The sequence below is a fragment of the Scatolibacter rhodanostii genome (assembly GCF_900197595.1).
Classification (GTDB): domain Bacteria; phylum Bacillota; class Clostridia; order Oscillospirales; family Acutalibacteraceae; genus Scatolibacter; species Scatolibacter rhodanostii.
On record NZ_FZLO01000005.1, the window covers coordinates 49,818 to 74,667 of the forward strand.

Genomic DNA, 24,850 nt, shown 5'->3' on the forward strand with positions numbered 1-24,850 from the left:
ATGGGAAAATTAAAGCTAATGACCATTTTAGGGACAAGACCAGAAATTATTCGATTAGCGGCTGTTATCAAAAAATGTGATACCTATTTTGAACAGGTTTTGGTGCATACTGGTCAAAACTATGACTATGAGTTAAATCAGGTCTTTTTTGACGATTTAGGGTTAAGAAAGCCAAATTTTTATCTGGATGCAGTAGGTTCTGATTTGGGAGAAACCATTGGAAATATCATAGCAAAATCGTATCAATTGATGGTTAAAGAAAAACCAGATGCCTTGCTCATTTTGGGTGATACGAATTCTTGTTTGTCCGCGATATCTGCCAAACGACTTCACATTCCTATTTTTCATATGGAAGCGGGTAATCGCTGTTTTGACGAGTGCTTGCCGGAAGAAACCAATCGGCGAATTGTAGATCATATTTCAGACGTGAATCTTTGCTACAGTGAGCATGCACGCCGCTATCTAAATAGTGAAGGCACAGCCAAAGAGCGTACCTATGTAACGGGTTCTCCTATGGCCGAAGTCTTGGAAAGTAACCTCAATCAAATCAAAACTAGTGTGATTTTGGAAAAGTTAGGGTTAAAGAAAGGCAAATATATACTTCTTTCAGCGCACCGAGAAGAAAATATAGATACCGAGAAGAATTTTTTCAGCCTGATGGATGCTGTTAATGCTATGGCAGAAAAATATGATATGCCGATTCTCTATTCTTGTCATCCAAGAAGTGCTAAACTGATTGAAAAGCATAACTTTATTTTTGATAAGCGTGTAATACAAAACAAACCACTTGGGTTTCATGATTATAATCATTTGCAGATGAATGCTTTTGCGGTTGTGTCGGACAGCGGAACTTTACCAGAGGAAAGCAGTTACTTTTTATCGGTAGGTTCGCCGTTTCCGGCGGTGTGTATTCGAACTTCAACGGAACGTCCTGAAGCGTTAGATAAAGGGAATTTTATTTTAGCTGGTATTACCACGGAGCAGGTTTTACAGGCAGTAGATACAGCAGTAGAAATGAATCAAAATGGGGACTATGGAATCCCTGTTCCAGACTATGCGGAACAAAATGTCAGCACCAAAGTTGTGAAAATCATTCAGTCTTATACAGGTGTAATTGATCGAATGGTATGGAAAAAATATTAATTTTAAGAACTTGATTTTATATTTGACGCAACTTATCGATAAAAAAGTAATGATTTTCTTGTAACACTTGAATATCACTATTTTTTGTTGTACAATATTAAATTGAGAAGATTTGTTGCAACTCTTCTGCAATTGAAATAACAAGGAGGTAAAAGGTGAAAAAAGTAATCAAAACAGATCAAGCACCATCGGCAATTGGACCTTATTCGCAAGGGATTGATTTGGGAAACCTCGTGTTTACGTCCGGTCAAATTCCGCTGAACCCAAAGACTGGTCAATTAGTTGCAGACGACATTCAAGCAGCAGCTCGTCAATCTATGGATAATGTAAAGGCGGTTTTAGAAGCTGCTGGCACATCTTTACAGAATGTAATCAAAACTACTGTGTTCGTCAAAGATTTAAACGATTTTGCAGCAGTGAATGAAGTGTACGGTTCTTATTTTGAGGGGGATTGCCCGGCAAGATCATGTGTGCAAGTGGCAAAACTTCCGATGGATGCACTTGTTGAAATTGAAGCTATTGCAATAAAATAAGATTAAAATGTCTTGCACGTTGTAACTAGTCTAAAGTGCGGGGCATGATAATACATCATAAGGCAGCAGGAAGTATAGAATTTTAAGGGAAAGAAAGGTTTTGTATGTTTGAGATTGTAAAGAGAAAACAGCTAAGTCAAGATATTTTTAGAATGGATATTAAAGCTCCTAGAGTAGCAGAGTCTGCTCTTCCTGGTCAATTTGTTATCATCATGGATGACAAACAGGGTGAGAGAATTCCGCTGACGATTTGTGACTATGATAAAGAAGCCGGTACAGTAGCCATTGTTATTCAGGCAATCGGCGATTCTACCAAAGAGCTTGGTAAATACCAAGAAGGCGATTTCCTTGCTGATTTCGTTGGCCCTCTGGGAAACGCTTCTGAATTTGTTTATGAAGATGTTGAAGAACTCAAGAAAACACGCCGCCTGTTTATCGCTGGTGGTTTAGGTGCTGCTCCTGTTTATCCTCAGGTAAAATGGCTGCACGAGCACGGTGTTCCTTGTGACGTCATCATCGGTGCACGTTCCAAAGATATTTTGATTATGGAAGAAGAAATGGCTGAAGTTTGCGAAAACCTGTATATTGGTACCGATGACGGCAGCTATGGTTTCCATGGTAATGTAACAGTTTTGCTCAAAGATTTAGTTGAAAATCAGGGCAAAGTATATGATGAAGTTGTGGCAATTGGCCCGATGATCATGATGAAATTCGTCTGCTTGACCACAAAAGAATTGGGCATCAAAACAATCGTTAGTATGAACCCAATCATGGTCGACGGTACCGGTATGTGCGGTGCTTGCCGTATTACAGTCGGTGATAAAGTTAAATTTGCTTGCGTAGATGGCCCTGAGTTTGATGGACATTTGGTTGACTTTGATGAAGCAATGAAGCGCCAAAGTTTGTATAAAACACCGGCAGGCCGTGAAGAGCTTGAAAGAACCACTCCCGAGCCTAAGCATGCTGATTATTGCAGTTATCCCCATGAATTGCTTGAAAACAAAGATGTTTGGAAACGTATTCCAATGCCGGAACAAGATCCAAAAGTGCGTGCTACTAACTTTGAAGAAGTTAGCTTTGGCTATGATTTTGAACTTGCGAAAGCAGAAGCAGAACGCTGCTTAGATTGTAAAAATGCAAAATGTATCAAAGCTTGCCCTGTTTCCATTAATATTCCTGCTTTCATTCAGGAGCTTAAAAAAGGAAACATGAATGAAGCTGTTAGTATCATTGGTGAATCCTCTAGCTTGCCTGCTGTTTGCGGACGTGTTTGCCCACAGGAGAATCAGTGCGAAGGTTCTTGTATCCGTGGCATTAAAGGTGAACCAATTGCAATTGGTCGTCTAGAGCGCTTTGTTGGCGATTATGCCATTGAAAATGACGTATTTAACGCTAAAATTGCTCCGAGCAATGGCAAAAAAGTAGCAATTGTTGGCTGTGGCCCTGCTGGACTTGCTTGTGCCGGCGACCTTGCTAAATTAGGCTATCAAGTTAAAGTATTTGAAGTTCTTCATGAGCCAGGCGGCGTTTTGGTCTATGGTATTCCTGAATTCCGTTTGCCGAAGCAAAAAGTTGTTGCCAAAGAAATCAACAATGTGAAGAAGCTTGGCGTTGAAATCGAAACAGACGTTGTTATCGGACGTACTGTCACAATCGATAAATTGATGGCAGAAGAAGGATATGACGCTGTATTCATCGGTTCAGGTGCTGGTCTGCCAAAGTTTATGAATATTCCTGGCGAAAACTCCAATGGTGTGTTCTCTGCTAACGAATATCTGACTCGTTCAAACCTCATGAAAGCCTATCGTACCGACTACAAAACTCCTATTACCAGAGGTAAGAAAGTAGCGGTTGTTGGCGGCGGAAACGTGGCTATGGATGCTGCTAGAACAGCTCTTCGTTTGGGTGCAGAAGTGCATGTTGTCTATCGTCGTGGTTTGGAAGAATTGCCAGCCCGTGCGGAAGAAGTGCATCACGCAAAAGAAGAAGGCGTTATTTTCGATACACTCACCAATCCAATTCGCATTATTGCTGATGAAAACGGTTGGGTTAAGGGTATGGAATGCATCAAGATGGAACTTGGCGAACCTGATGCTTCTGGCAGAAGAAAACCTGTCGAAGTTGAAGGCAGTGAGTTTGTCATGGAAGTTGACACCGTGCTGATGTCCTTAGGTACTTCACCGAACCCCATGGTTTCTTCCACTTCTAAGGGCATTGACCTCAATAGATGGAACGGCATCGTTGTCGATGAAGAAACAGGCGCAACTTCACGTCCTGGTGTTTATGCTGGTGGTGATGCTGTTACTGGTGCTGCTACGGTTATCCTTGCAATGGGTGCTGGTCGTAAGGCAGCTAAGGGTATTCATGAATATCTATCTGCTAAATAAGTAATCTCAATCGATTTAAAATAGAGGCATGACATCTTTTTAGGTGTCATGCCTTTTCATATTGGATAAAATTCAATTTTACATAATGAGAATAAAGTATCGCTTCAAGCTGATAATAAAAAAGGGAGGTGAGATATTTTGGATTTAAAAAAGCAAAAAGAAGAAAAGAAAAGAAGAAATGTACTGAAGTATGGCCGTTCAGGATTAATATGTCATGTTTTTTCAAGATATCTTACTCAGCATAATAACAAAGGATTTTATTAATATTGTGCACCTATCTTGCTACTGTTTTCAAACAAGCTTAGAAAATTCTTTGTTTGAAAGCAGTGTTTTTTATCTAGCAATTTATTTTATCGTATGTATTTACATAGGCATGATAAAAATATATAGGATAAGGATACAATGGAAAATTGGTCATCTTATGTAAAGGTATATAACTTCACATAAGCCGAAATAATAAATAAGTTAGTCGAAACTACCCTTAGATGGTGCTACATCTCAAACATGTAATGATAAAATACTTTACATAGATTATATAGGGTTGTATTTTGTCAAATTTTAAGATTTATATCTTTATTAGCGTGAAAAACGAGATATCTCTTGCAATATCACAGCATTTAACTTACACTTTTAGGGGACAAGTTATCTTTAGAAATTTATGTAAGTAGCTAGAAAGGGAGAAGAATATGTCAGCAGACAATCAAAAATTTTTAGAAGCCTGTGATACGGTTATTGGTAAATCTCCTGTAAGAACTGGTATTGGGACATTAGGAGAAAAGACATTGCATGCAGTATTAAAAAATTATTTTGAACCTTATGCAGATAACCATGAAATTAAGATTGGTTCGTATGTAGCTGACATTGTTTCTGAACAGGGGATTATTGAAATTCAAACGCAGGGTTTCAATAAGTTAAGAAAAAAGTTGGAAAGCTTTTTAGCCTGTACGGATGTAACGGTGGTTTATCCCATTGCACAAACAAAGTGGTTGTGTTGGATAGACCAAGAAACCGGAGAAGTGACAAAAAAGCGGAAAAGTCCCAAACGGGGACAAATCTACGATGCTTTTTTTGAGCTGTATAAAATCAAGCCGTTACTGAATCACCCTAACTTACATTTCTGTTTTACTTTATTAGAGCTTACAGAATATCGCTATCTCAATGGTTGGAGCGCCAATAAGAAAAAAGGTTCTTCAAGGTGTGACCGTATCCCCAAAAACCTGATAGAGGAATGCTGGATTCACTCTGCTTATGATTATTCTGCGATGATACCTCAAAATCTCCCAGATAGTTTCACAACAAAAGATTTCTCTCAATTGGCTAAAATTTCACTTCGTGCGGCACAAACGGCAATGAATGTGCTGTATGCAGTAAATGCTGTTGAACGAGTGGGCAAGATAGGAAATGCATATTGCTATCAAAGGTCAAATCATTAAAATACATAAATAAAAGAACAGTTCAAGTACTTTCACTTGAACTGTTCTTTTAAAATTAAGTCTATATAAAGTAGCAAAGTAGAGATAAAATTAGAAGCTCATAACTTCTTTGGCAATCCCATTTTCAGTGCAATTAATTTTCAAAGTTTTTTCTTTGAAATTGACACATAATTCGGCACGGCCGCCATTATGCTCACGGATAATGTGAATGCTGTCATCTTCGCTAGGAGCTAATACGAATTCACCGTTAAAGGCATCGCAATTGTTACGGAAACGCATGAGGGAGAGGAGTGAATCGACAACAGGGCGCTCAATTTCGGTTTTGATTTCATCAACGGAATAATAATGACGGTTAATATCTCTGCCTACTTTTGTTTTTTCCAAAAGCTCAAGGTCGTTCTGACCGGCTAGCATACCGACATAATAGACTTGAGGAATACCGGGAGCAAAGAACTGGACAGCTCTTGCAATCAAGTAGTCTTTATCATGGTTGCCTAGAGCAGAATAGTAGGTGCAGTTCACTTGATAAATATCCAAATTGTTGTAAGCAGAAGAGCTGTAAATCTTCTTGACGTTAGCACCAAATTTATAAATGTCTTCCTGTGTCTTTTTAATTTCATCATCAGGCAGCAGGTCTTTTACGTCGACAACACCAATGCCGTCATGTGTATCGAGAGTGGTAAACTGCTTACGTGGGCAAATGGTGAGCCAGTGTTTGAGATATTGGCTTTGGCCGTAATAGAGTGCGTTTAAAAGCAACATTGGCAGTGCAAAGTCGTATACATAAAAATCTTTGGATTCAATTTTCTGCTGCATCGTGTAGTGCTCATGAATCTCAGGGAGCAATGTCACACCTTGTGGTTTAAGAACATCATCCGCACGATAGAGCAACTCCCAAACATCCGGTTCAACAAAGAAGCAAGAGGTATCTGCTCGTTTGGTTGCATAAGCAAAGGCATCCAGACGAACAATAGAAACACCTTGTGCGGTTAAAAATTCAAGATTATCCTGAATAAACTTTTTGCCTGTATCAGAATTGCAGTTAATGTCAATTTGCTCTTCATCAAAGGTACACCAAACTTTTTCGCTGGTGCCGTCAGCAAAGTTTGCCATAACATAGGGAGCACGAGGCTTTCTTTTATAAATTAAATCGACTTGCTCTTCGGTTGGCTCGCCGCCTTCCCAAAAATCTTTATAGCGAATAAACAAATCTTTGTAAACAGAATTGTCTTTGTTTTTTAAGAAATCCTGATAATACTCACTCTTAGCCGAGATATGATTAATCATATAGTCTGCCATGAAGTAATAATTTTTAGTTAAAGCTTTGATGTCATCCCAGTCACCAAAAGCGGGGTCAACTTCGCGATAATTAAGAGGGGCAAAGCCACGGTCACCAGAAGAGGGAAAGAAAGGAAGCAGATGAACTCCGCCTACAGCGTCACCAATCAGATTTTCCAAAACGTATTTTAAATCTTTCAGATTATCTCCCATAGAGTCGGAATAGGTGATAAGCATAATCTTGTTTTCAATTTTTTTCATAATTTGTAGCTCCTAAGTTATTCGATATATCAAACGGTTGTCATATACTAAAAATAAGGTATTTCATAAAAATTGTCAATACTAAGGGTGCAAAAGCATTAATTTAGTGTTAGAATGTCAATTAATTTAACAATTAATCATTTAAATTATGTAAATTTATTGAAAATAAGAGCGGTTATCTGCTATAATGTAAACATAAACCCATGTCAATATGTCATCGATTGCATAAACACAAGGGAAAATGAGGGGAATTACACATGGCAACACTAAAAGATATTGCGCAAAAAGCGGGCGTAACCACCACAACAGTATCACGTGTCATTAATAATCGCGGATATATTAGTGAACAAACCAGAGCAAAAGTGTTTCAAGTAATGGAAGAATTAAACTATCACCCAAATGAATTGGCTAGGGCACTGGCAAAAAAGCATAATAGTACAATTGGAGTGATTGTTCCTCATATTTCTCATCCTTTTTTTGCCAATTTAATCAGTAATTTAGAGTCATCAGCCATGAAAAAAGGCTATAAAATTCTTTTGTGCAATTCGAAAGATAAGCAGTCCAAAGAAATGGAATATTTGGAAATGTGCATATCAAACCGAGTGGCGGGCATTATATTGTGTAGCAAATATGTTGATGCAAAAAAATTCTCAAAACTGAACATTCCCATTGTCAATTTAGAGCAGGAAGATAGCTTTAACGCCATTAGCATTCAGTGTGATAACTACGAAGGTGGCAGAATGGCCGCACAGCACCTGATTTCTTGCGGATGTAAGAAGATTTTGCATTTTGGTGGTATTGCAGGGAAAAACATGCCTGCCGACCAAAGGGCACAAGGTTTTACAGATGTTTGTGAGAGTCATAAGGTGCTTAGTAAGGTAGTGCTCACAGATCAATCTGCTTATGGCACTATGAATTATCACGGTGTAATTGAGTCTGTGTTAGAAGAAAACAGAGATGCAGATGGCATCTTTGCCAGCAGCGATTTGATAGCAGCACAGGTGGTTCAGGTTTGTAATGCAATGGATATTAAAGTGCCGGAAGATGTATGCTTGGTTGGCTTCGATGATGTCTATATTGCTCAATTAACAACACCTACAATCACGAGCATTCATCAACCCATTCGTAAAATGGCAGAATTATCAATCGATTGCATTGATAAAACCCTAAATGGAGAAGTTGTGCCTTCAAAAATCACTTTACCGGTTACATTAATAAAAAGAAATTCTACTAAAATTGATTGATATAAAGCATTTTTACTGCGATTATTGACTTTTTATTTAGGATAGTATCTAATAAAATAGCTCAAATAACTTGATAAATATAAAAAATAGCTATGTAAACGATTGACATAAAAGAAAGTAAGGTGTATAATCACGGCATAGTCCAATATTTTTGGTTAGGACATCTTTATTTTTATTGTAAAAATGTCTAAAGATTTTAGGAGGTAAAATTCACATGAAAAAAACAAAGAGAATTTTATCACTTCTTTTAGTTGCCGTTATGGTGTTTGCTCTTGCATCATGTGGCTCAAAAGGCAGTGACAATTCTAAAACCAGTTCAACAGGTTCCGAAGCATCTGGTGCTGCGGAGAAGCCTACCGCTACTGGAGACTATGACTTATACATTTTCAACACCAAGGGTGAAAATGCTGACGCCATGGAAGCTGCCGGTAAAGCGTTTGGCGAAGAAAAAGGCGTTACTGTTAAAGTTTTCTCACTGGGTTCAGGTACAAATAGTGATGATACACTGAGAACAGAAATGAACTCCAAAAACAAACCCGCTATTTTCTCTACCATGAATTCACAAGCTTTGGTTGAATGGGTTGAAGGCGGCTTTGCTATGGATCATGCCAAAGCAACCAACGAAGAATTCAAAAAGCTTGTCAGTGAAATTCCAGAAGGATTCAACTTAACCGACGGTACAGCTAACTATGGTGTTCCTTATAACGTAGAAGGTTATGGTTATATTGCTGACACACAAATGCTCAGCGATTTATTCGGTGCTGATAAGCTAGATTCTTTCCTCGCTGCTTTCAAAACAGCAACCTATGAAGAATTTGAAGCAATGGTTCACACTCTTGAAGCTTATATCAAAGAGGGAACAGCCGGTACAGTAACACTCAGCGGAACAGACTTTGCAACAGCTGCTGAAAAAACCGGTAAAGCTACAAGCCTCGAAGGCGTTTTCTCTGTTGCCGGTTCTGAAAAATGGACATATGGCGACCACTTTGTAAACATCGCAGTTGATGCAGTTTTTGCTAACTCTAAAGCCGCTTCACAAGCTACACTGGCTGATTTAGAAGCTGGCAAAGGCGCTTTCAAAGCTTATGCAAAAGCACTTGATTTGAAAACTGCAAATGCTACCACAGAAAGAGGACCGGAACTGATCAACGCTACTACAAACGGCTATGATCCTTCTGTTGCCAACTTTGCAAACAGCAAAGCTATTTTCTTGAAACAAGGCAACTGGGCTTATGAGAACATTAAGAAAGCCAACGCTGAAATTGCTGACAATCTAACATTCTTACCGGTTAAAATGCCTTTCACACAGGATGATATCAAGGTAGAAGGTTTGACTGTTGACCATATGTTAGAATCTATTCCGGTATTTGTACCAAACTATTATGTAATTAACGACAAAGTAAGCGATGAAGAAAAAGAATTGGCACAAGAATTCCTTGTATGGCTCAATACTTCAGAAGCTGGACAAAAATTTGTTGTAGAAGACATGGCATTCATTCCTTATAATGCTGACCCTGCAACAACTTCTGCTGGTTATAGCTTAGGCGATTCTATCATTTCTTATATTGCTGATGGCAAAACGCTCACCAATGCTTATGCTGGTGCACCGGCTGGTTGGTCAACCGATACTTTTGGTCAGTATATGATGGAAAACTATGTTAACAAAACAGAGTGGACTGATGCTGACTATGACACCATTGCTGATTATATCATTTCAAGCTGGGCAGAGATGGCTAACCTTTCCTAAGCACAAAGGTCTTATGAAGTTTTGTTTCATAGACGCTAACATTAACTGAAAACAGTTTGGCAAGAGGCCGCACGGGAGAATCTAAGTTCATATTTAGAGTCTTATGTGCGGCATTCTTGAATAAATGGAGGACAAAATGGACAGATATTATCGAAAAAAATTCCTGCCGTTGGCTCTTCCTGCTTTAATTTTATTCTTCTTGGTAATCATCATACCTTTTGTGGTGGGAGTTATATATTCGTTTACCGGTTGGAGAGGCACCTATTTTGCAGGCGGAGAACATTTTTGGGAAGCTTTTGTCGGTTTTGACAATTATATAAAAGCATTCAAATCAAAGAAATTTATAGATGCTTTTATTTATACCCTTAAATTCACTTTGGTGGCTGTTATTGTCATCAATATAGTTTCTTTAGGAATGTCATTGATTGCAACAAAGCTTAGACATGCAGCGTCAATTTATCGCACAATTTATTTTTTGCCCAACCTCTTGGGCGGTTTAGCATTAGGCTATATTTGGCAATTTGTATATGAAATCATTTTTTCTAAGATTCTTTTTGCGAAAGACGGTTTGATATCCATTCCCGCACTTGTAAATATGACGCAAGACAACACAAAGGCTCTTTTTGCCCTTGTTATCTTGTTTACATGGCAGATGGCTGGCTATATGATGATTATCTATACAACCGGCCTGAACAACATCCCCAAAGATTTGCCTGAAGCAGCATCGATTGATGGAGCAAATGCATGGCAAGAATTCAGACATATTACAGTGCCTATGCTCATGCCTTCTTTCACCATTGTTTTCTTCCTCACTTTGTCCAAATGTTTTATGTTGTTGGACCAAAACGTTGCCTTGACAGACGGCAATTTTGGAACGAGAATGTTGGCGATGCAAATTTTGAGAACCACAAGAGACGGTTCTCCGCCTGATTATGGTCTTGCACAGGCACAAGCCGTTATATTCTTTGTGCTGATTGCAGTTGTAAGCCTGATTCAAGTATCAATTACTTCTAAGCAGGAGGTGGAAATGTAATGACACTGGGAAAACAAAAGAAGGTTGGACAAATTTTCTCTCACATTCTGCTTGCCGTGATTGCGCTTTCCACTTTGGCACCGCTTGTGCTGCTTGTGATTAACTCCTTTAAATCAAATAGTGAAATCGTAGACTCGCCTGTTGCTTTGCCAACCGAATGGTCTCTGAAGTATATCATCAGTGCCACAGAACAAATCAACTTTTTTAAATCCATATGGATTACTTTTGCCATTACTTTTATTTCTGTTTTGCTGCTTGTTATGGTGTCGTCCTTGTCAGCATGGGTTATGGTTCGCAGTAAGAGCAAGCTGGCCGTGTTCATGTATTTAGGTTTTACAGCTGCTATGCTGATTCCTTTTCAGTCCGTTATGTATCCTTTGCTTGACATCTTTGAGAAGCTTGGTCTGAAAAATATCCCAGGGCTTATCATCATGTACGGCGGATTTGGTCTTAGTATGTCCGTTTTCCTTTATCACGGCTTTATTAAGAGCGTACCTCAATCTTTAGAAGAAGCTGCCATTATTGATGGAGCAAACATATTCCAGATGTTTTTCAAGGTAGTATTCCCGCTGCTAAAGAGTATTACAGTGACCGTAGTTGTTATCAATAGTATGTGGATTTGGAATGACTACTTGCTTCCATTCTTGGTTATCGGAAACCGTGAGGGTGTCAAAACGCTGACCTTGGAGCTTTATTTTGCCAAGCTGACTTCTGGTCAATACGGCAATCCGTGGGAACTCATTTTCCCGGCTGTATTTGTAACCATTATTCCGATTGTCATCTTGTATATCTTCTTGCAGAAATACATTGTGGCCGGTGTGGTAGACGGAGCAGTTAAACAATAAAAAAGTATCGGACATAACTGAAAAAGTTATGTCCGATTTTTCTTGCCTGCTGATAATATAAATAAACATTAAAAGCGGGATACAAGATGGATTCTTGTATCCCGTTTAGCAAATCTATTAAAGCGTGAGGGAAGGGGCGCTGTAGGCACGAGAACCCAACTCTTGGTCTAGCATATAAAGTCCTTTGGGGTCTGAACCGAACAAATCCATACGAAGCAGCAAATCGCTTGCTGTGGCTTCCTCTTCGCCTTGCTCTTTGATAAACCAATCTAAAAACTGGCAAGTACGATAATCTTTTGCCTCAGAAGCAGCTTCATAAATAGCATGAATTTGTGAGGTAACATATTTCTCGTGTTCAAGAGAAATCTTGAGCGGAGAAACCAGTGATTCAAGACTCGTATTAGGTTTTGCGATGGCTTCAAGTGTGACAGCGAGATCATTGTTTTGCATATACTGCATGAATAACAAAGCATGGTCACGTTCTTCTTGTGCCTGAACTTGATACCAGTTGGCAAAGCCTTTTAGGCCCTTTTCAGCAAAATAATTCGAAAAATTTAAGTATAAATAGGCTGAATAAAATTCTTTGTTTACTTGTTCGTTGAGTAGGTTAGATACTTTTTCATTTAACATGATAACATTCTCCTTTTTTAATTAAATTGAGAGGGTATCGACCGTTTGTCATAGTTCCTCTCATGTACATATTTTGACAATTCCATTATATACTGGCTACGTGATAAATACAATCCCTTAGCAAAAATTGAACGACAAACTAGATGAATAAAATGAAAAGCCGTTCTTTTGAAAGAACAGCTTTTATAACAGAATAAACTTTTAACTTGCTTTTTCTAAGTCTTTTTTTAGGCGGTCAATTATTTTTTTCTCAAGGCGGGAGATATAAGATTGAGAAATGCCCAATTCGTCAGCAACCTCTTTCTGTGTGTGTTCTTTTCGAGAGTAAAGACCAAAACGAAGTTCCATAATCTGTTTTTCACGGGAGGGAAGCCTTTGAATCGCATTCATAAGCATTGTTTTTTCGGTTTCGGTTTCAATATCACGATTAACTGAATCTGGCTCGCTGCCTAAAAGATCTGAAAGAAGCAGTTTGTTGCCGTCCCAATCGACATTCAGCGGATCATCAATAGAGATTTCATGTCTAAGCTGTGAATTCTTGCGTAAAAACATCAAGATTTCGTTTTCAATACAGCGAGAAGCATAGGTAGCAAGCTTAATGTTTCGTTCTATGCTGAAAGTCTTAACAGCTTTTATCAAACCAATGGTGCCAATAGAAATGAGGTCTTCAATGTTAACCCCAGGGCTTTCAAATTTTTTGGCTATGTACACGACTAAACGGAGATTATGAGTAATGAGCGGCTCACGAGCGCCAGGAACATCGTTGCGAATGTTTTCCATTACTTTGATTTCTTCGTCTTTTGTCAACGGAGGAGGGAGTGTTTCAGGACCGTTAATGTAATAACATCCCTGCGAGTTGATTTTTTGGAAATATCTTTCTAAGAAAGCCTGTATTTTGTCCTTAAAAAAGCAGATAAATTTACCCATAAAATCCTTTCCGGCTCGTGTATTTTACCAAAACCTTGAGCCAGTGGGTTTCAGTGTTTTGATTTATAGATTAATAGGTCATTGCTAGGCAGAAGGGAATAAATCTGGATTGAACAGTGCTTGAAATTGACCCGAAGAGAGCTTACCTTTGCAGACGGCAATATAACAGCTAAGCGGAGTATCGAGCTTGTCAAAATAGACAGCATCAGCCTGAAAAGCCGGTAGAATACCACTGCCGCCCATACCGTCAAAAGGAATTAATCGCAGTAAGCCTTCACCGCCGCCCTCCCAAAACTGATTGACAGCCTCTGGTATGATACCTTGTAAAGCGTCTTGTTCTACAATGATGACAGGTAGCCCTGAAAATGGTTCGCACAGGGCATTGCCGGTATCCGCTTTGGCAGGCACAGTCACTCTTTTGCCTGCCTTGTTAATATGTATCTTGCAGAAACGCAAATCGGATTCTTTTGGCCCTAAAATCTTTTGCAACAGCGTGAGAATAATATAGGCCAAAAGTGTCAACCCAAACAGCATGAAAGGCGAAATGTTGAGATAGACAACGCCGCGAATAACTGCCAAGTTGTTGACAGCAAAGAGCTGATAAACAAGCATAAAGAAACCGGCAAATAGAAAACTGAAAAACCAATAACAGACGGCAAGTTTTAAAAACATTTGCTCTTTTACAGGAGCATAAGCCGCACCGGTCACTAAAATGGCAGCAATAGCACCCAGCAAAACCGACAAGAAAGTGGGAATATGAAAAGGCAAAAGTGCTGTCATACTGCAAGTGGCTCCCACCAAAGAGCCTAATAATAGCCGTAGACCTGAAACTTGCATATGTAAGAAATTTTTGACACAAACTAGAAGAAAGAAGTCGATATACAGATTGGTGATAAATAAAATATCAGCATAAATGACCATAACCCCGCCCCTTTGCCTATATTATAAGGGCATGACAAACCTAAAATTGTCAGTTTCAGGCATCAGGAAAAAAGTTTATCTTTTTGCATATTGCCTGTTTTTGGCGCAATGGGCAGAATATTCAGTTAGTTTAGAAAGAGAGGGGAGAAGTCATCCTTTCTTTTGAAAATGATATAGCTTGTCTCTTGCAGTGTTCCTCATTGAAACAATAAAAGTATAGATTCGTTCACCCATCGCTAATTTCCGCAACAAAAAAGTCGATCTCCTTAGTGAATAGGAGGCCGATTTTTTTGTTTTTATTAGATTACACATATCGGAAGCCACGATAGAGAGCTCTATTTGCTTCTCTGGATAGAGTATCTTCTAAATACTCATCGCCAATCGGTTTTGGTACTTGTGCAGGCTGTGCAGTTCTCCAAATCCCTTGCGGAAAACTGAAGCTATTATAAGGGTCATAACATTCTTTCGTCGCCCACAATCTACATACATGTGTGCCGTAGTATTCCTCTAAATAGTTGGGCAGTTTATTATAGGGGAAATTGATATAAGACCCTTCCGTAACGGCTGCTAAGACTGGAAAACGTTCGTTAATCCATAGTTCATTTTCTGCTTGAACGCTGTTATCTTCCCAAATGGTTTCTAGCCATACGATGAAATGAGCGTTGCGCCAATAAAAAGCAGTTTCATCTTGTGCCATTTCACTCACTTTGCCGCCAAGAGAATACAGAGATAAGCCCGTGAAAACCGCACCGGTGGCAGGTGTTTGAATTAGCTCAACTAAGCTGCTGATTTCGGAGGAGGTCCATTCTCGCATAGCAAAACGGCTAGCTGCTTCAAATTTTTCATAAGGTGGGTAGCTGCTGCCGATGATGTTAACTGCTTCAGCAAAGGTCATAGATTCAATGCGAGAACGAGCACCTGGCAACTCTAAAAAAGGCTGCATGAGCACTTGTGCTTCTTGCAGGGTGCCGTAGAAAATGCCACGAGTCAGCATGGCAAGCCCATCTTCAGGAGAATGATAGATTCGTGCGATTAAGGTCGCTCTGGGGTCAGCTCCTGACAGCCAGCTTTGCCAAGTCTGCAAAAACACCTCTTGTTCGGCCGTTGTCACATGAAGATAGTCGATTTCAATTAGCGTGACAAAATCAACTTTGGGCGGAAGTCGGAATTTCATGGAGACCACCACGCCAAAATTCCCTCCACCGGCACCTCGCAAGGCCCAAAAAAGATTGCTGTTGCAGCTTCGATTGGCTACGAGAATACAGCTCTCATGGTTTACCAGTTGAATTTCTTCTAAGCTGTCGCAGCCCAAACCCAACCATCGGCAAGAGAGCCCCCAGCCTCCGCCCGTGGCATAACCGCTTATGCCAACGGTGGGGCAAGTGCCGCCGGGGAAAGGGCACCCTTCTGCGGCAATGAATTGATAAATCTGCCCGTTGGTTGCCCCGCCTTGCACGTGCAGGATATTCTGGTTGTCATCTAGCGATATTCTATTCATTTCGCTGATGTCAATGACGAGGGTGCAGTTACCGTTGGAATAACCCTCGTAATTATGGCCCCCGTTTCGAATGCGTAGTGGTATGTTGTAAGTTCTTGCCCAAATCACCGCATTCGAAACATCATATTCATTCTGGCAATACACAATGATTAGCGGATATTGTTGTATAGCTCGGTTAAAACCTTGTCGTGCTTCAGGATAGGAGGGGTCAGCCGGTATCACGACCCGACCAGTCAAATGGTAGTCACATTGGTTCACAATATAGCTCCTTTTTATATAGCGCAGTAAATTTGATGCCAACCTAATAAAAGGCTGACGGATACTATACTATATGTGAAACAAAGAGAGGTGGTTCAGACAGGCTTACCATAAAGTGGGGAATTCTAGCCATTTGCCGATTTATGCAAAGCATGGTGACTTTGTTATAAAGCAAATCCTCTCATAAAGATGTTACAGTTTATCCGTGATTGCCTCGCTATGTACATGGCAATCATGATTCCTGTAAGTATCTTAATAAGAGGACAAATCAATAATATGCTTTTTGTTATATCTTAGAATAGAAATTTTATCAGTCATTTAGCGATGATAAATCATGTATTTAGTTAGAGAACATAACTTTTTCACTGTTAAACATTTTTGTCAGTATAAAGACAAAGATAAGGGTGTAAACCAGATTGCTGGCGACACAGACAAGAATATTCAGCGGAGTGATGTCGTATGAGAAAATAGAACTCATGCTCTGCACAGAGTTATAAATGGGAATCAAGTAGAACGCTGGATTTTTCGGGCTTGAGCCAAGCATGCCGCTTACTCCAACTAGGGTGATAACAATCATTAAAGGAGATGTGAAGGTTTCGGCTTCTTTCATGGTTTTGGCAAAGGCAGAAATAACAGAGACCAAAGAGATAAAAAGCAGGGCGGTTGAAAGAATAATAATGGCTAAGAAGAAATAGTCACCAGCTGTATAAAAAATACCTCCGCTGTCAACAGCGCCGCCCATTAACTTGGGCAAAGAAAGAAGCGTGCCCAGTGTGCTGGAAACAGCACTTAGCAAGGCAACAATAGAGAGTGCCAAGATTTTGCCGATGGCAAGTTCACTGCGGCGCAGAGGAGTAACTAGCAGCGTAGAAAGAGTACCGCGCTCTTTTTCGCCCACAATGGATTCAGGGGCAATGGCAATGCAAGCGGAGAACAGTAAAATGATGAGAAGAAGGGGCATTAAAATGGAATAAATCATGCCGCTCAAATCTTTTTCACTGGCTAAATCTGCATTTTGTCCACCAGCATTGATGTCAAAACGATTGCTCAAAGTGGCTTCGTAGGCATCAAAAATACCGAGAATTTGGGTTTGCAAATTGCTTGAGTTCGTATCAGAGCTATTGTAGAAAAAGGAGATATTCGGCGCGGGCTTGCCAGAAGAGATATCATAGGCAGCCACATCGGCATCAAAATTTTCAGGAAAAATAATAAGAAAGTTGGTTTCCTTTTCAGCAATTTGACCTTTGATTGTTTCAATGTCAGAAGCAGGCACTTCTTTATACTCAATCTCTGCCGCATGAAAGACCGCAGTCATGGATTCTGGCATAGAGACAACAGAGACAGCGTCAGGCTTGTCGTTCGATTGGAAAAGGCTCGTCATGGCCTCACCCATAAAGGAGTACATGACAAAAATCATAACACCGGGTAAAAGAACAGTACCAAATATCAAGCGTTTATCAGTAAAAAAGCGAGATAGCTCTTTCTTTACAATAGTAAGAATATTACTTTTCATATCTCGTCACCTACCATTTCAGAATAGATTTCAAAGAAGCGGTCTTCTAGTGAAAGACCGTTCATGACGTTTGGCAGGGTATCACAGGTAATGAGTTTGCCGTTAATAATAAGAGCCACACGGTCGCATATTTTTTCAATCAAACTGAAGATATGAGTAGAGACAATAATGGTTTTGCCTTCTGCTTTCATTTCCTGCAAGAAATCAGTGACAACTTTTGCGGTCAGAACATCTAAACCATTAGTGGGTTCATCAAAGATGATAACATCAGGATTATGTACCAAAGCAATGGTTAAAGAGACTTTTTGTTTCATACCCGTTGAAAGGCTGCCAACCTTGACTTCAGCAAACTGGTCGATTCCAAAGCGTGAAAATAAAGCCTCTTTTCTTGTTTTGCGGACATCAAGAGGTACCTGGTGTAAATCAGAAAAGAAATCAAACAGATAATTGGGAGTGAAATAGTCTTCCATTTTTAATTCGCTTGTTAAAAAGCCTATTTTGCCCCGCACAATTTCAGGTTCTTTTACAATGCTTTTGCCGTCAATAAAGGCATCCCCGCTGTCAGGCTTAATTAAAGTAGAAAGCATACGTAAAGTGGTGGTTTTGCCCGCACCATTGGGCCCTAATAATCCGAATATTTCGCCCTCATAAGCAGAGAAAGATAAGTCGTTGACCGCATTTCTATATTTTTCTTTTGTTTTCTCAATTTTCTGCTGCTTAGCAGAAAGAGAAAATGTTTTGCTCAGGTGATTGACCTGTAATTTTTCTTTCATAAAGCTCCTCCTCAGTACAAGTGTAAACAGCATTATAACAAAATGAGAACAATTTTACTATTAAGTCCGTTTAAAGGAAAGGATTTATTAAGATTTCAGCTTTTTAGAGAGGGTTCTGCCTACTAAAAAGAAGAGGAGGCTGCCTAAAAATACCAAAGCTAAAATCATCAGCGCACAGTGCATGAAAAAAGCATCAGGCAAAATAGTGATAACGGGATCAGTTTCCGCACTGAAAATCCAATAATCATTGCGGAAAAACAGCTTGTGAAAACCGACAAAAAAAGCATCCCAGTTGCTGGCAATCAAAATGCCCAGCAGAGAAGGCACTCCAATGCAAAAAATGGAGGAAAGCGTTAAAAAACTGGTGTTCTTTTTGCGGAGTTTTAAAACAAAAGAAATGATAGTGCCAACCAGCGATATCCCAAAAAGGATTTGCACTCCGACAAAGATATTCTTCACTTCTTCAAAATGAATTCGACCCGATTCAGACATTGCCAAGGTGGGAAATTGCAAGTCACCTCTCATGAAAATGGAGTTGTAATCAATCAGTGCGTGATAGTTGCGAAAAATGTCGGTTTCGCTGATACCGGATTGTCCGGCAATATCCAAAAACTTTACATCCAGTACGTATAACAAGCGGAAGTTAAGCGTGAAAATGACAGCTCCAGTCAATACAAATAAGGTCAGGCAAAAAGCCGTCAAGATATTGGAAACGGTAAATAATTTTTGATTTTTCATAAAGCTCTCCTAAGTGCGGCATAATAACCAAATATCGTGATTTTACTAAAATAAAGAAGCTCGTCTTACGCATAGTAAACCATGGCAAGTAAAGAGATTCTATGAGGTTTATTGTAACAAACACAAAGAAAACTTACAAGCTAAAAGAAAAGCTTTTTAAAAAATGAAAAAAGCAATAAAAGGAAGTTATTATGAGAGAAAACGGCAAAAAAATAATCTTTTATAGTTTTAGTTTACTAATTGCTGTTTGCGGATTTTTATTTGTATCTGCTGATTTTTTCTCTCTGTCATTACCCTTTAAATCATCGCTTCTAAAATATAGCGGAGTAGCTTTATGCTTTTTTTTCGCCATATGGATTGGTTTCCACAATCCACGATCGGTAAAAGATAGTATATGGTTAATAGCTGCTTTGTTCTTTACGCTGGTAGCAGATGTTTTTTTGCTTTTCAAAATTTTAAAACCAAATGAAGTCGGTCATAGCATTGGGGTTTCTTTTTTTTGTCTGGCACATCTGTGTCATCGAAAACGAATAGGCAAAAAAATAAAAAAATGGTGGTGGCTATTGATTCCCTATAGTGCTTTGTGGGTGGCCGTTTTTAGCTATCCTGATTTGCCAATCGGGAATATCATGCTGATATCCATGACCGTCTTGTATGGTTTTCTCCTTTTTCTGAATCTAATGTCTTCTTTCCATGTAGACTGGCAAAAATATAATCAAAGGTATTTGACAGTGGGCATGGTATTTCTGGTGATTTGTGACGTGTGTGTAATCAGCTATCAAGTATTGTTGAGACTGCCAAATGTGCTATCTCCCGCTTGGATTATTTACCTTTCATGGGTATTCTACTTGCCTTCTCAATATTTTTTAGTAGTCAGTTCGTGGAATAAAGAAAAAATAAACAAGATGTAAATTATGCTTGGCTTTGTATGAAAAAAAGAAAAGAACGCAAACTCTTTATAATTATGCAAATCTAAAAATGTCTTAAGATGATTTGTAAGTTAAAAACAAGGGGAGGTGTACGGGTGAAAAAAAGAAGTTATGGACTTTATATGCTGTTGATTTTTTTGCTGGGAATGGCCTCTTGGTCAATGGCACGAACATCAACGGAAAAAGCTTATTTAGAAGCTGCCAATCAACAAGGTGCTTATAAGCTGACAGTTACTTCTTCACGAGGTATGATTTATGACCGCGACAAAGAACCGCTTGTAAACAGAGAAGAAAAAACAGTGGCGGCAGTAGCGCCATCGGTGGAGATATTGGCGCAGCTCAATGCATCGGCAACAGCAGAGGAAAGAAAAATTTTTGCCTCCTATTTAGAAAGCGGAAAGCCTTTTTTATACACGGTTGGGGCAGAAACTGAATATGAAAACATAGACGTATTTAACATTACCAGCCGCTATACTGAAAATCAGATTGCACCTCATATCATTGGGTATACCGACAGCACAGGTAACGGCGTGAGTGGCATAGAATTGGCAATGAACGACGTACTAATGCGAAACTATGGAGAAATTGCGGTATATTATCAAACCGATGCTTTAGGCAGAGTCATTCCGGGGGCTTCAAGAGAAATTGTTGACACAACCGAAAGAAGCAAAGCCGGAGTTGTGCTGACGCTTGATGGGATGATACAAAACAGAGCGGAGATTCTTGCTGAAAAACTAGGCAAAGGCAGCATTATTGTAACCGAAGTGCCTAACAATGAAATAAGAGGTTTGGCAAGTGTGCCTGATTATTCTCCTGTCACATTGGGAGAAGTCATGAATCGTGAAGATTCTCCGCTGGTCAATCGGGCACTTTCGGCTTATAGCCCCGGTTCGGTATTCAAGCTTGCCGTAGCGGCACAAGCCATTGAAAGTGGCTTAGACGGCTTTATATTTAACTGCAAAGGTTTTGCTACCGTGAATGGTATGAATTTCCATTGTTTTAATAATATAGCGCATGGTAAGGTGGATTTATTGGGAGCAATAGAAAATTCTTGCAATGCCTATTTTATTCATTTAGGAGAGCGAATAGGAGCATCTCCGCTGCTTTCGATGACGTCTAACTTAGGCTTTGGGAAAAGTCTGACATTAGCAGAGGGATTAACTGCCGCACAGGGAAATTTACCGACCACAGAAGAACTGCAAAACGAGCGCGCCTTTGCCAATTTTTCTTTTGGACAAGGCAGCGTGACGGTTACACCGCTGCAAGTGGCAGCTATGGTCAATACGATTGCTTCTGGCGGCGAATATGCACAGCCAAAACTGATTGAGGGTGTTGTCAATGATTCGCTGGATTTTATAGATTCGTATGTTTCAGAGGTGTCTAAAGTTAGAATCATGCAAACCCAAACGGCAGAAAAATTGCAAGAAGCGATGGAACAAGTTGTTGAAAGCGGTACGGGCGAAAGAGGTAAACCAAAACGATTAAAAGCAGGCGCAAAAACGGGGACAGCTCAAACCGGAATTTATGAAGAGGGGGAAGAAAAGAATCATTATTGGTATGCCGGTTATGTTTGCGACGACACAGAACCTCGTTATGTTATCGTGATTATGCGAGAATCTGTGGTAGATGATAAGGGGCTAACAGCGTCGCTATTTAAAGAAATGGCAGACTATCTTGAAACACAAATATAAAACGTAAATTTTGTAGAGATAGGGCATTGACAGAAACTAGTGTTCAGAATATAATAAAGACAAGAAATATACTTGTGCAGAGAAGATGTTTTTTTGGTGCTTTTAAAGAGAGATAGGGCTAGGCTGAAAACCTGTCAGAGCTACAAAAAAGCAGGCCGCTCATTTTGGTTTGATAAACCGGCACACCGCTGCGAGAGCAGGGCGTCAATCGGCGTTAACGATGAAAAAGCGGCGCTTTAGCGCAATTTGGGTGGTACCACGGAGATTTTGCCTTCGTCCCTGTTACAGAGGGATTGAAGGCTTTTTTGTGTGTTTAAACCATGTTTTCAGAACAAGAAAATGAAACTATATTTTCAAAAAGGATGGCTGCAACAATGAAATGGATGGGACTAAATGAACTGAGAGAGTCTTTCTTGCACTTTTATGAAACCAAAGAGCACACTCGTCTGCCTAGTTTTTCGCTAGTGCCAAAAGATGATAACAGTCTCTTGCTGATCAACTCGGGCATGGCGCCGATGAAAAAATTCTTTATGGGTGAGGTAACACCGCCAAGCAAACGTGTGACCACTTGCCAAAAATGTATTCGTAATAATGACATTGACAATGTGGGTATTACCTCTCGTCACTTGACTTATTTTGAAATGCTCGGCAACTTCTCTTTCGGTGATTATTTCAAACCGCAGGCAATTGCTTGGGCATGGGAGTTCTTTACAGAAACCTTGAAGATTCCAAAAGAATTGCTGCATATTTCTGTTTATCTTGAAGATGACGATGCCTATGATATTTGGACAAAAGAAATCGGGATTGACCCTTCGCACATGGTGCGCCTTGGCAAAGAAGATAACTTCTGGGAGCACGGCACAGGTCCTTGCGGCCCTTGTTCTGAAATCTATTTTGACCGTGGTGACGACACAGGCTGTGGCAAACCAACCTGTGCAGCTGGCTGTGAATGTGACCGCTTTGTAGAAGTGGGCAACATTGTTTTCTCCCAGTTTGAATCAGACGGCAAAGGCACGTATACCCCTCTTGCCAAGCCAAACATTGATTTCGGCATGGGTCTTGAAAGATTGGCTTGTGTTGTGCAGGGTGTAGACAACGTGTTTGAAATTGACACCATGCAGGCCATTATTTCTCATATCGCCAAGATTGCCGGAACAGAATACAAAGTCGACGATAAAAAAGACGTTTCCATTAAAGTTATTGCTGACCATATCCGTAGTATTACCTTTATGACAGGCGACGGTGTAATGGGCTCAAACGAGGGCAGAGGCTATGTTCTGCGCCGTTTGATTCGTCGTGCTGCTCGTCATGGTAAGCTCTTGGGTATTCAAGGTGTATTTTTGACCGATGTAGCAGAAACGGTTATTGAGATTAACCAATCTGCTTATCCTGAACTCGGGGAAAAGAGAGAGATGATTCTCAATCTGATTCGCAACGAAGAAGACAGCTTTTCTCGTACCATTGACCAGGGACTTTCAATCTTAAATAACATTGTTGAGAAGTTGGACAGCAAAACGCTTTCAGGCGATGATGCTTTCCTTTTGAACGACACGTATGGATTCCCCCTGGATTTAACTAGAGAAATCTTAGCGGAAAAGAATATAGAAGTTGACGAAGAACGCTTTGGAGAGCTGATGAAACAGCAAAAAGAGCGTGCCAGACAGGCAAGAAAAGACTCTGATACCGATGCGTGGGCAGGCGAAAGCGATGCCGCTGAACATCTAGCTGCTACTGAATTTGTCGGCTATCATGAGTGGATGAGCGAATCTAAGATTGTAGCCATGATTCAAGGCGGCGCTTTGGTTGAATCAGCCAGTGCAGGCGATGACATTATTGTCGTGCTGGATAAAACTCCTTTCTATGCAGAAGGCGGTGGGCAGACAGCTGATATCGGTGTGATGATGTGCGGTGGGGCAAAACTAAACATTGTTGGCGTCACCAAAAACAGTGTAGGTGTATTTTTGCACCGTGCAACAGTAGAAAGCGGTACGATTAAGACAGGCGACAATATCAATGCTCTCATTGATGCCAATTATCGCAATGCTGTGATGCGCAATCACACGGCGGCTCACCTTTTGCAAGCAGCTTTGCGCCAAGTGCTAGGTGAACACGTTGAACAGGCAGGGCAGCTTGTCAATGCCAAGCATGTGCGTTTTGACTTTACTCATTTTTCGGCTCTCACAGCAGAAGAAACAGCACAAATTGAGGGAAAAGTCAATGAAGTTATCTTACAAGCACTGCCGGTTACAGTAGCTGAAATGAGCGTAGAAGAAGCTAAAAAAGCAGGCGCTATGGCTTTGTTCGGTGAAAAATACGGCGATGTCGTGCGTATGGTTTCAGCAGGAGAATTCTCCAAAGAGCTTTGCGGCGGAACACATGTTGATAATACATCTAAGATTGGTTTATTCAAAATTGTGACGGAATCCTCAGTTGCCTCTGGTGTGCGCAGAATTGAGGGCGTAACAGGCGAAGGCGTTTTAGACTTAATCGGTAGTTATCAAAATATGATAGCAGCAGCCGTAAAATCGCTGAAAATCGGAAATTACAGTGCATTGCCAACCCGTATTGCAACCTTGCTGACAGAACTGCGCGAAAAAGATAAAATGATTGAAAGTCTGAATGCAAAGCTCGCTTCAGGCAATGTAGAAAGTCTATTTCAAAACGCAGAAGATGTTGGGGGAATCAAAGTGATTACGGCCACATTTAATGATATTGAGGCAGAAGCACTGAAAGTTATGTGTGATAAAGTCAAGGATAAACAAGAGCCGACCGTGGCTGTTTTGGCAGGCAAAAATGCAGAGAAAATCATGTTGGTTGCCGGAGCCAATCAGGCGGCACAAAAACTAGGTGTCAAAGCCGGAAATCTTGTAAAAGAAGTGGCTGTTCTCACAGACGGCAACGGCGGTGGACGTCCTGATTTTGCGATGGCTGGTGCCAAAGACGAGAGCAAATTGTCGGCAGCCTTGGCAGAAGTGCATACCATCGTGAAAGCAATGCTGGGGTAAAAATAAAACAAAGGTTGCACCGTATGATTCACAATTTGGCAAAGCTCATGAGAGAGTCTGCTG

The 24,850-nt window shown here is 40.2% G+C and carries 21 protein-coding genes; 12 read left to right on the forward strand and 9 right to left on the reverse strand.

Annotated features, from left to right (window positions below; genetic code table 11):
• The 5 genes from wecB to CS931_RS10220 all read left to right on the forward strand — a co-directional run bounded on the left by wecB (position 1) and on the right by CS931_RS10220 (position 5,496).
• On the forward strand, positions 1 to 1,143 hold the full coding sequence (wecB, locus tag CS931_RS10205; RefSeq protein ID WP_099205688.1) for a non-hydrolyzing UDP-N-acetylglucosamine 2-epimerase: 1,143 nt from the start codon (positions 1 to 3) through the stop codon (positions 1,141 to 1,143).
• A 155-nt stretch (positions 1,144 to 1,298) separates the two neighbouring features.
• Positions 1,299 to 1,676, forward strand: a complete 378-nt coding sequence (locus tag CS931_RS10210) for a RidA family protein (RefSeq protein WP_099205689.1) — start codon at positions 1,299 to 1,301, stop codon at positions 1,674 to 1,676.
• A gap of 104 nt (positions 1,677 to 1,780) precedes the next feature.
• The gene (locus tag CS931_RS10215; RefSeq protein ID WP_099205690.1) at positions 1,781 to 4,063 is read left to right on the forward strand and encodes a bifunctional dihydroorotate dehydrogenase B NAD binding subunit/NADPH-dependent glutamate synthase; all 2,283 of its coding nucleotides are present in this window, start codon (positions 1,781 to 1,783) and stop codon (positions 4,061 to 4,063) included.
• A 138-nt stretch (positions 4,064 to 4,201) separates the two neighbouring features.
• Positions 4,202 to 4,327, forward strand: coding sequence for a hypothetical protein (locus tag CS931_RS13085; protein ID WP_278277671.1), 126 nt, complete (start codon positions 4,202 to 4,204; stop codon positions 4,325 to 4,327).
• A gap of 422 nt (positions 4,328 to 4,749) precedes the next feature.
• Positions 4,750 to 5,496 carry a DUF8091 domain-containing protein gene (locus tag CS931_RS10220; RefSeq protein WP_099205691.1) on the forward strand — a complete coding sequence of 249 codons (747 nt, stop codon included), beginning with the start codon at positions 4,750 to 4,752 and terminating at the stop codon, positions 5,494 to 5,496.
• 90 nt (positions 5,497 to 5,586) lie between these two features.
• Here the strand turns inward: CS931_RS10220 and gtfA are convergent, their stop codons facing one another.
• A complete protein-coding gene (gene gtfA, locus CS931_RS10225) occupies positions 5,587 to 7,035 on the reverse strand; it encodes a sucrose phosphorylase (protein WP_099205692.1) in 1,449 nt (482 codons plus the stop codon).
• A gap of 257 nt (positions 7,036 to 7,292) precedes the next feature.
• Here gtfA and CS931_RS10230 point away from each other — a divergent pair, with 257 nt between their 5' ends.
• The 4 genes from CS931_RS10230 to CS931_RS10245 all read left to right on the forward strand — a co-directional run bounded on the left by CS931_RS10230 (position 7,293) and on the right by CS931_RS10245 (position 11,904).
• Positions 7,293 to 8,279 (forward strand): LacI family DNA-binding transcriptional regulator, encoded by a 987-nt coding sequence (locus CS931_RS10230; protein WP_099205693.1) that lies wholly within the window; start codon positions 7,293 to 7,295, stop codon positions 8,277 to 8,279.
• A 214-nt stretch (positions 8,280 to 8,493) separates the two neighbouring features.
• Positions 8,494 to 10,026 (forward strand): ABC transporter substrate-binding protein, encoded by a 1,533-nt coding sequence (locus tag CS931_RS10235; protein ID WP_099205694.1) that lies wholly within the window; start codon positions 8,494 to 8,496, stop codon positions 10,024 to 10,026.
• Positions 10,027 to 10,162: 136 nt separating this feature from the next.
• Positions 10,163 to 11,059, forward strand: coding sequence for a carbohydrate ABC transporter permease (locus CS931_RS10240; protein ID WP_099205695.1), 897 nt, complete (start codon positions 10,163 to 10,165; stop codon positions 11,057 to 11,059).
• Positions 11,059 to 11,904: a carbohydrate ABC transporter permease gene (locus CS931_RS10245; RefSeq protein WP_099205696.1), complete on the forward strand. Its 846-nt coding sequence runs from the start codon at positions 11,059 to 11,061 to the stop codon at positions 11,902 to 11,904. Before CS931_RS10240 ends, CS931_RS10245 begins: the two co-directional genes overlap by 1 nt.
• Before the next feature lie 117 nt (positions 11,905 to 12,021).
• On the opposite strand, the gene CS931_RS10250 is transcribed toward CS931_RS10245, so the two are convergent.
• From CS931_RS10250 to CS931_RS12980, 8 genes are all read right to left on the reverse strand, one after another.
• The gene (locus CS931_RS10250; protein WP_099205697.1) at positions 12,022 to 12,534 is read right to left on the reverse strand and encodes a ferritin; all 513 of its coding nucleotides are present in this window, start codon (positions 12,532 to 12,534) and stop codon (positions 12,022 to 12,024) included.
• 201 nt (positions 12,535 to 12,735) lie between these two features.
• Positions 12,736 to 13,461, reverse strand: coding sequence for an RNA polymerase sporulation sigma factor SigE (gene sigE / locus CS931_RS10255; RefSeq protein WP_099205698.1), 726 nt, complete (start codon positions 13,459 to 13,461; stop codon positions 12,736 to 12,738).
• 84 nt (positions 13,462 to 13,545) lie between these two features.
• On the reverse strand, positions 13,546 to 14,382 hold the full coding sequence (locus CS931_RS10260; protein WP_099205699.1) for a sigma-E processing peptidase SpoIIGA: 837 nt from the start codon (positions 14,380 to 14,382) through the stop codon (positions 13,546 to 13,548).
• Positions 14,383 to 14,686: 304 nt separating this feature from the next.
• Positions 14,687 to 16,138, reverse strand: coding sequence for an FAD-binding oxidoreductase (locus tag CS931_RS10265; RefSeq protein ID WP_099205700.1), 1,452 nt, complete (start codon positions 16,136 to 16,138; stop codon positions 14,687 to 14,689).
• A gap of 340 nt (positions 16,139 to 16,478) precedes the next feature.
• Positions 16,479 to 17,651, reverse strand: coding sequence for an ABC transporter permease (locus CS931_RS10270; protein WP_099205701.1), 1,173 nt, complete (start codon positions 17,649 to 17,651; stop codon positions 16,479 to 16,481).
• Positions 17,648 to 18,424, reverse strand: a complete 777-nt coding sequence (locus CS931_RS10275) for an ABC transporter ATP-binding protein (protein ID WP_099205702.1) — start codon at positions 18,422 to 18,424, stop codon at positions 17,648 to 17,650. Before CS931_RS10275 ends, CS931_RS10270 begins: the two co-directional genes overlap by 4 nt.
• Before the next feature lie 87 nt (positions 18,425 to 18,511).
• Positions 18,512 to 19,162, reverse strand: a complete 651-nt coding sequence (locus tag CS931_RS10280) for a TIGR01906 family membrane protein (RefSeq protein WP_099205703.1) — start codon at positions 19,160 to 19,162, stop codon at positions 18,512 to 18,514.
• Positions 19,163 to 19,382: 220 nt separating this feature from the next.
• Positions 19,383 to 19,613 (reverse strand): hypothetical protein, encoded by a 231-nt coding sequence (locus CS931_RS12980; protein ID WP_242964981.1) that lies wholly within the window; start codon positions 19,611 to 19,613, stop codon positions 19,383 to 19,385.
• Between CS931_RS12980 and CS931_RS10285 the strand changes: the two genes are divergently transcribed.
• From CS931_RS10285 to alaS, 3 genes are all read left to right on the forward strand, one after another.
• The gene (locus CS931_RS10285) at positions 19,519 to 20,073 is read left to right on the forward strand and encodes a lysoplasmalogenase family protein (protein ID WP_370738191.1); all 555 of its coding nucleotides are present in this window, start codon (positions 19,519 to 19,521) and stop codon (positions 20,071 to 20,073) included. The two genes, CS931_RS12980 and CS931_RS10285, sit on opposite strands and share 95 nt — an antisense overlap.
• Positions 20,074 to 20,186: 113 nt before the next feature.
• On the forward strand, positions 20,187 to 21,782 hold the full coding sequence (locus CS931_RS10290; protein WP_159459809.1) for a peptidoglycan D,D-transpeptidase FtsI family protein: 1,596 nt from the start codon (positions 20,187 to 20,189) through the stop codon (positions 21,780 to 21,782).
• Between the two features lie 374 nt (positions 21,783 to 22,156).
• A complete protein-coding gene (gene alaS / locus CS931_RS10295) occupies positions 22,157 to 24,787 on the forward strand; it encodes an alanine--tRNA ligase (RefSeq protein ID WP_099205845.1) in 2,631 nt (876 codons plus the stop codon).
• The last annotated feature ends 63 nt before the right edge of the window (positions 24,788 to 24,850 follow it).

Bases quoted from the DNA above. Each gene is read 5' to 3' on its own strand.
- wecB (WP_099205688.1), top strand. From the start codon at position 1: ATGGGAAAATTAAAGCTAATGACCATTTTAGGGACAAGACCAGAAATT.
- CS931_RS10215 (WP_099205690.1), top strand. From the start codon at position 1,781: ATGTTTGAGATTGTAAAGAGAAAACAGCTAAGTCAAGATATTTTTAGA.
- CS931_RS10220 (WP_099205691.1), top strand. From the start codon at position 4,750: ATGTCAGCAGACAATCAAAAATTTTTAGAAGCCTGTGATACGGTTATT.
- gtfA (WP_099205692.1), bottom strand. From the start codon at position 7,035: ATGAAAAAAATTGAAAACAAGATTATGCTTATCACCTATTCCGACTCT.
- CS931_RS10230 (WP_099205693.1), top strand. From the start codon at position 7,293: ATGGCAACACTAAAAGATATTGCGCAAAAAGCGGGCGTAACCACCACA.
- CS931_RS10235 (WP_099205694.1), top strand. From the start codon at position 8,494: ATGAAAAAAACAAAGAGAATTTTATCACTTCTTTTAGTTGCCGTTATG.
- CS931_RS10240 (WP_099205695.1), top strand. From the start codon at position 10,163: ATGGACAGATATTATCGAAAAAAATTCCTGCCGTTGGCTCTTCCTGCT.
- CS931_RS10245 (WP_099205696.1), top strand. From the start codon at position 11,059: ATGACACTGGGAAAACAAAAGAAGGTTGGACAAATTTTCTCTCACATT.
- CS931_RS10250 (WP_099205697.1), bottom strand. From the start codon at position 12,534: ATGTTAAATGAAAAAGTATCTAACCTACTCAACGAACAAGTAAACAAA.
- sigE (WP_099205698.1), bottom strand. From the start codon at position 13,461: ATGGGTAAATTTATCTGCTTTTTTAAGGACAAAATACAGGCTTTCTTA.
- CS931_RS10260 (WP_099205699.1), bottom strand. From the start codon at position 14,382: ATGGTCATTTATGCTGATATTTTATTTATCACCAATCTGTATATCGAC.
- CS931_RS10270 (WP_099205701.1), bottom strand. From the start codon at position 17,651: ATGAAAAGTAATATTCTTACTATTGTAAAGAAAGAGCTATCTCGCTTT.
- CS931_RS10275 (WP_099205702.1), bottom strand. From the start codon at position 18,424: ATGAAAGAAAAATTACAGGTCAATCACCTGAGCAAAACATTTTCTCTT.
- CS931_RS10280 (WP_099205703.1), bottom strand. From the start codon at position 19,162: ATGAAAAATCAAAAATTATTTACCGTTTCCAATATCTTGACGGCTTTT.
- alaS (WP_099205845.1), top strand. From the start codon at position 22,157: ATGAAATGGATGGGACTAAATGAACTGAGAGAGTCTTTCTTGCACTTT.